The organism is Nostocoides australiense Ben110 (genome assembly GCF_001050535.1).
In the GTDB taxonomy this organism is placed as follows: domain Bacteria; phylum Actinomycetota; class Actinomycetes; order Actinomycetales; family Dermatophilaceae; genus Nostocoides_A; species Nostocoides_A australiense.
Genome location: NZ_HG764815.1, coordinates 1,893,358 through 1,899,758, shown reverse-complemented (window position 1 = coordinate 1,899,758; position 6,401 = coordinate 1,893,358). Strand labels below are relative to the sequence as shown.

Annotated in this window: 6 protein-coding genes; 3 read left to right on the top strand and 3 right to left on the bottom strand. The window is 70.0% G+C overall.

Translation table 11 applies throughout. The features are described from left to right. The 3 genes from BN11_RS09170 to glmS all read right to left on the bottom strand — a co-directional run. On the bottom strand, positions 1–1,286 hold a 1,286-nt coding region (locus BN11_RS09170; protein ID WP_048701128.1), incomplete at its 3' end, for a bifunctional ADP-dependent NAD(P)H-hydrate dehydratase/NAD(P)H-hydrate epimerase. After that, positions 1,283–1,642, bottom strand: a complete 360-nt coding sequence (locus tag BN11_RS09165) for a holo-ACP synthase (RefSeq protein ID WP_048696880.1) — start codon at positions 1,640–1,642, stop codon at positions 1,283–1,285. The genes BN11_RS09170 and BN11_RS09165, both read right to left, overlap by 4 nt. Before the next feature lie 36 nt (positions 1,643–1,678). Next, positions 1,679–3,538 carry a glutamine--fructose-6-phosphate transaminase (isomerizing) gene (gene glmS, locus BN11_RS09160; protein WP_048696878.1) on the bottom strand — a complete coding sequence of 620 codons (1,860 nt, stop codon included), beginning with the start codon at positions 3,536–3,538 and terminating at the stop codon, positions 1,679–1,681. Positions 3,539–3,644: 106 nt separating this feature from the next. Here glmS and coaA point away from each other — a divergent pair, with 106 nt between their 5' ends. The 3 genes from coaA to BN11_RS09145 form a co-directional block, all read left to right on the top strand. Then, the gene (gene coaA, locus BN11_RS09155) at positions 3,645–4,601 is read left to right on the top strand and encodes a type I pantothenate kinase (RefSeq protein WP_048696875.1); all 957 of its coding nucleotides are present in this window, start codon (positions 3,645–3,647) and stop codon (positions 4,599–4,601) included. A gap of 104 nt (positions 4,602–4,705) precedes the next feature. Next, a complete protein-coding gene (locus BN11_RS09150; RefSeq protein WP_157044056.1) occupies positions 4,706–5,257 on the top strand; it encodes a GNAT family N-acetyltransferase in 552 nt (183 codons plus the stop codon). Further along, positions 5,258–6,401 (top strand): GNAT family N-acetyltransferase (locus BN11_RS09145; protein ID WP_048696867.1); only part of this gene is annotated, 1,144 nt, incomplete at its 3' end.

Genomic DNA, 6,401 nt, shown 5'->3' with positions numbered 1-6,401 from the left:
GCGGTCGCGAGCCACGAGGGTGCGTCGTTCTGGCTGTATGCCGGTCCGTCGGCCCGGGTGACGATCGTCCAGGCGCCCTTGAGCAGGACCGTGGCGCCGGTGCGATCGGCGAGTTCGCGGGCAAACGGGAGCGGGTGGTGGGCGACGTCGGAGCGGGTGACCTGTGTGCCGCGCAGCCGGGAGAGCAGCCGGGCGCACTCCCCGGCATGCGGGGTGAGGAGCGTCGGTGCGGCGCGGGGGCCGGAGATGAGATCCAGCCCCCCGGCATCGACGACCACCGGGACGTCCCCGGCCAGGGCCTCGCGGGCGGCATCGAGTTGCGCCTTGGCTCCGGCGTGCCGGGCCTTGACATCGAGACCGGGCCCGACCACCCAGGCCTGCACCTGACCGACACCGTGGACGGCCTCGGGAACGGCCGCCCGCACGAGCGCGTCAGGGGTCGGGGTGCCGACATAGCGCACCATCCCCGCGCCGGCGTTGGCGGCCGCAGTGACGGCGAGAACCGCTGCGCCCGTGTATTTTTCGCCCCCAGCAATGACGCCCACGACGCCGCGAGAGTACTTGTCGTCGCGAGGGCCGGGGACCGGCCACAGGCGGGCGGCATCGGCGCGTTCGACGCGGCGGACGGCCGCCTGCTCCGGGCCGATGTCGGCGACGAGGTCCAACCCGATGTCGATGACGGTCAGCATCCCGCACGCGGGTTCCGTCGCCGGCGACAGGTGCACCGGCTTGGCCGCGGAGAAGGTCACCGTCTCGTCGGCCCAGACTCCGCAGGCGTCCGCTGCGTCTCCCATGGGGTCCTGGCCCGATGGCAGGTCCACGGCCAGCACGTAGGCATCGTCGGGAATGGCGGCGACCCAGGGCTGGGCGAACTCCGGCAGGCCGGGCCGGCCCCCGATGCCGACGATCCCGTCGATGACCAGGTCGGCCTCGTCGAGGCACCGATCGACGGCGTCGGCCGGACTGTCCGGGGTGACGGGTTTGAGGACGACCCCGGCGGCGATCGCCGAACTCACGGCTCCTTGGTGCACGCGGTCGGCGAGATAGATTGCGGCGGAGGCGAATCCGCGGCCGGCAAGGCGTGCCGCGGCATACATGGCATCGGCGCCGTTGTTGCCCGGACCGACGAGCGCGACGACCCGGGTGCCGCCTTCCTGCTCCAGCCGCACCCGCGCCACCTCGGCGAGTCCGGCCACGGCGCGGGCCATCAACTCACCCTCCGGCAAGGCGGCGAGCAGGACCTCCTCCGCGGCATACACATCCTTGACGGCGTAGGCATCGATCACGACGCGCCTCCCTCGCAGACGACCACGGCGGAGGCGACGCCCGCGTCGTGGGAGATGGACAGATGGATGGTGGCCACCCCGAGTTCGGCGAGGCGGGCGGCCACGGTGCCGCGTACCTCGAAGTGCGGCCGGCGGTCCTGGCCGCGATGCACCTCGGCGTCCTGCCAGTCGAGCCCGATGGGAGCGCCGAGCGCCTTCGCGAGAGCCTCCTTGGCCGCGAAGCGCGCGGCAAGGGAGTCGAGCGGCAGTTCCCGCTCAGCCGAAGTGAAGAGTCTCTCTTTCAAACGCGGTGTGCGCGTGAGGGTTTCGCCGAAGCGCGCGATATCGACGACATCGATTCCGACTCCGACGATCATGTGCCGATCATTCCACGCGACCCGCACCCGGCGGCACTACTCCACAGTGACGGACTTGGCGAGGTTGCGCGGCTGGTCGACGTCGAGGCCCTTGGCCGTCGACAGCTGCAATGCGAAGACCTGCAGCGGGACGATAGCCAGCAGCGGGGCCAGCATCGGCGGGCACGCCGGGATGCGGATGACTTCGCTGGCGAAGGGCTCGACGTCCTCGTCGCCGTCGTGGGCGATGACGAGGGTGCGGGCACCCCGGGCGCGGATCTCCTGGATATTGGAGACGACCTTCTTGTGCAGGTCGTGGGGGGTATCGGGGCTGGGCACGATGACGAACACCGGTTGACCGGCGTCGATGAGGGCGATCGGGCCGTGTTTCAGTTCGCCGGCGGCGAAGCCTTCGGCATGGATATAGGCAAGCTCCTTGAGTTTGAGCGCGCCCTCCATCGCCACGGGGTAGCCGACATTGCGGCCCAGGAAGAGCACCGAGCGGGTGTCGGCCATGAACTCCGCCATCTCCTTGACCCGGTCCATCCGCCCGAGCAGGTCCTGGATCTTCGCGGGCATGTCGGCGAGGTCGCGCATGACGGCCTGGGCGTCCTCGGCATACGACCCCCCGCGCAGCTGGGCCAGATAGAGCCCGAGGATATAGGCGGCGGTGATCTGGGCGAGGAAGGCCTTCGTCGACGCGACGGCGATCTCGGGCCCGGCGTGGGTATAGAGGACGGCGTCGGACTCGCGCGGGATCGTCGACCCGTGGGTGTTGCAGATCGAGACCGTCACCGCGCCGAGCTCACGGGCGTGCTTGACGGCCATGAGGGTGTCCATCGTCTCGCCGGACTGGCTGATCGAGACGACGAGAGTGCGCTCGTCGACGACCGGGTCGGCATACCGGAACTCATGCGCCAGAGCGACTTCCACGGGGATGCGCGCCCAGTGCTCGATGGCGTACTTGGCGACCATGCCGGCATACGCGGCGGTGCCGCAGGCGACGACGGTGATCTTGTCGACCGCCCGCAACTGCTCCTCGCTGATGCGCACCTCGTCGAGGACGAGGGCGCCGGACTCGTCCGTGCGGCCCAGGAGGGTGTCGGCGACGGCGTGCGGCTGGTCGTTGATCTCCTTCTCCATGAAGGTCGCATAGCCGCCCCTCTCGGCGGCCGCGGCATCCCAGGTGACCTCGTAGTGCGTGCCTTCAGCGGGCCGGCCGTCGAAGCCCATCACGCTGTAGCCGTCGGGGGTGATGGTGACGATCTGGTCCTGGCCGAGTTCGAGCGCCTGGCGGGTGTAGCCGATGAAGGCGGCGACATCGGAGCCGAGGAAGTTCTCGCCGTCGCCGAGACCGACGACCAGCGGGCTGTTGCGGCGGGCACCGACCACGACGCCGGGCTGGTCGGCGTGGATCGCCAGCAGGGTGAAGGCGCCCTCGAGCTGCTGGACGACGTTGAGCATGGCTGTCGTCAGGTCGCCGGTCTTGTCGAACTCGGCGCCGACGAGCTTGGCCGCCACCTCGGTGTCGGTCTCGCTCTGGAACTGGGCACCGGCGGCGAGCAGACCCTTCTTGAGGGAGTGGAAGTTCTCGATGATGCCGTTGTGGATCAGGGCGAGCTTGTCGTCCTGGCCGCCGCGGTGCGGGTGGGCGTTGCCGTCGGTCGGGCCACCGTGGGTGGCCCACCGGGTGTGACCGATGGCGGTGCGGGAACCGTCGAGGGGGTGGGCATCCAGGGCGCTGCGGAGGTTCTCGAGTTTGCCGGCCCGCTTCTCGGCCTCGATGCCGTCCTCGGTGACCAGCGCGACTCCCGCCGAGTCGTAGCCGCGGTACTCGAGCCGGGCCAGCCCTTCCATGACGACAGTGAGGGCCTTCTCGTCGACATTCGGACCGACGTACCCAACGATTCCACACATAGCTCGCAAGCCTACGGCCGCGTCCGGCCCACCCCCGGGAGCCACGCACCGGTCTTCGCACGCCCGGGCGGGGCCCGACGCCCCGCCCCCCGCGGCATACGCAACAATGTGCGCCGTGCCCCTGACCCGCTCCGACGCCGGCTTGCCGAGCCCCTACGCCGAGTTCGACCGGCAGGAGTGGGCGCGCCTGCGCGAGGAGCACCCGATGAGCCTGACGCAGGACGACCTGACGCGGCTGCGGGGCCTCGGGGATCCACTGGATCTGCAGGAGGTCGAGGAGGTCTACCTCCCGCTGTCCCGGCTGCTCCACTTCTATGTCGAGGCGACCTATGGACTGCGGCTCGCGACGTCGGAGTTCCTCGGCGAGCGGCCCTCGCGGGTGCCCTTCATCATCGGCGTCGCCGGGTCGGTCGCGGTCGGCAAGTCGACCACCGCCCGCATCCTCAAAGAGCTGATGTCGCGCTGGCCGCACACGCCGCGCGTCGAACTCGTCACGACCGACGGATTCCTGCTGCCCAACGCCGAGCTGGAGCGGCGAGGACTGATGCAGCGCAAGGGTTTTCCCGAATCCTACGACCGGCGCGCCCTGCTGCACTTCGTCGCCGACGTCAAGTCGGGTATGCCGCTGGTCGAGGCACCGACATACGACCACCTCACCTATGACGTGCTGCCCGACATGCACGCGATCCCGAAGCCGGACGTGTTGATCCTGGAGGGGATCAACGTGCTCCAGCCGGCACCGGATCGCACCGATGCCCTTGCCGTGAGCGACTTCTTCGACTTCTCCGTCTATGTCGACGCCGACCCGGCCGAGATCGAGCGCTGGTATGTCGAGCGCTTCCTGCGGTTGCGCCGCACCGCTTTTGCCGATCCCGACAGCTACTTCCGGCGGTATGCCGCGTTGTCCGACGACGAGGCGCGTGAGACCGCGCTGGGGATCTGGAAGAAGATCAACGAACCGAACCTCGTCGAGAACGTCCTGCCCACGCGCGGCCGCGCCACCCTGGTGCTGACCAAGGGGCGGCACCACAAAGTCGAGCGCATCCGCCTGCGCAAGGTATGACGCTGGGCGAGCGCGCGTTTGGCCGCCTCGCTCGCGTGGGGCACTATGGGTGCCCGAACGCCGGGAGCCGGCGAGAGGTTGGGGAGCGTATGAAGCGGTTCCGGGTGGAACGTTTGCGTACCTACTCTCGTGACCTGGAGGACATCCCTCCGGCGCCGCGGTCCGTCGGGCGCACGCTGGTTGCTGCGGACGCGGCCGCTGTGGAGGATTTTCACGCCCGGGAGCCGCGCACGTTCTCGTCCCGCAAGCGCGAGGTCCTGCTGGGACGGCTGGGTACCGCCGAACAGGTGTGGCTGATCAAGGACGGGGACGGGTCGTGGGTCGGGTGGGCGCACACGTGCCGCGGTTCTGGCCCTAACTCCCGGATCCATCACACGCTGCGGCTGGGCGCGGACGAGGTGTATTTCTTCGACGACGCGACGATTCCGGCCCGGCGGCACCAGGGGGTGCACGCCTTCGGCATCATCGCCCGGCTCGAAGCCGCCAAGGCCGCAGGGGCGCGGCGAGCGGTCACGACGATCACCGACAGCAACCAGGCCTCGATCGCGTCGTACACCAAGCTCGGGTTCGCCCCCCGCAGCATCCTGCTCCACTTCCCCGATCTCGGCCGGACCGTGGAACTGCGCGTTCCGCGACCACGACGCAGGGGCCGCTGAGTGGAGAGCGAGATCCTGCGCACGACAGCGCAGCTGGACGCGGTCCGCGAGGTGTGGCAGGAGCTGGACCGGCGGGATCCCGCGAGCGAGTTCTACACGACATGGGCGGCCAGCCGCGCCTGGTGGGAAGCGTTCGGTCGCGAAACCGGTGTCGAGTTGCGGGTGATCGTGGCCACGCACAATGGCGCCACGGTGGGCATCCTGCCCCTCGCCCTCGAGACCCGTGGCGGGAAGAATCCGCGCCGGGTCCTTCGCTTCGCCGGCCACGGAGACTGGATGGGGCCGGTGGCCGCCCCCAGCCTGCCGCCGGCCACCGTCTACCGGTCACTGATCACGGCCGCGCTCGACCTGCCCGGCTGGGACCTGCTGGATCTGGACAACATCCGCCGCGGGTCGCCCTTCGCCGCCCACTGCCTCGCCGACCCCGCCCTGAACCCCCACTTCGCGCACCGCGTCGAACACCCCGTCATCGGTCTGCGGGGGCTGACCACCCCGGCACAGGTGCCGAAGAAGGCCCGCAAATACCGCGCCCGGGCCGTACGCGAACTCGGCCTGCGGTTCACGAAACACCCCGGCGACACGGACGGCATCCTCGACCGGCTCGCTCGACTGCACCGGCTGGAGAAAGAGCATCTCGTCGCCGAGCACGGCCGCTCCGAACGTCACTCGTGGTCGGAATCCCCCGCGCGGCTCGGGCACTATCAGGCATTGTTCGCCGCAACCGAGACCGGGGCGATGACCTACTGCTACGAGACCGGCGACGGCCGGCTGCTCGCCGCTCGCTCCACCTTCCGGCACCGGTACACCCTGCTGAGCTGGACCAGCGCCTACCACCCGGACGCCGCGGCATACCGGCTCGGCAAGGCCCTCCAACTGGACATCCTCGACGACCTCATCGCCACCGGCGAGGCGGACTTCTTCGACTTCGGCGCCGGACGCTACCCGTGGAAATTCGAATGGACCGACGCCTTCGACACCAGCTACCGGCTCCGAATCGAACGCCCGCACGGCGACCCGGCACCACCGTCCCCGGCCCCGGCCACCCCCATCCCACAACCTGAACCTCTCGCTGAGGATGCGGGCGGGCCGGCCACCGCGAACGCGCCCGCTCGCCTGCCCGGGTGGGCCCGCAGCCTCGGCGCCG

Bases quoted from the DNA above. Each gene is read 5' to 3' on its own strand.
- glmS (WP_048696878.1), bottom strand. From the start codon at position 3,538: ATGTGTGGAATCGTTGGGTACGTCGGTCCGAATGTCGACGAGAAGGCC.
- coaA (WP_048696875.1), top strand. From the start codon at position 3,645: ATGTGCGCCGTGCCCCTGACCCGCTCCGACGCCGGCTTGCCGAGCCCC.
- BN11_RS09165 (WP_048696880.1), bottom strand. From the start codon at position 1,642: ATGATCGTCGGAGTCGGAATCGATGTCGTCGATATCGCGCGCTTCGGC.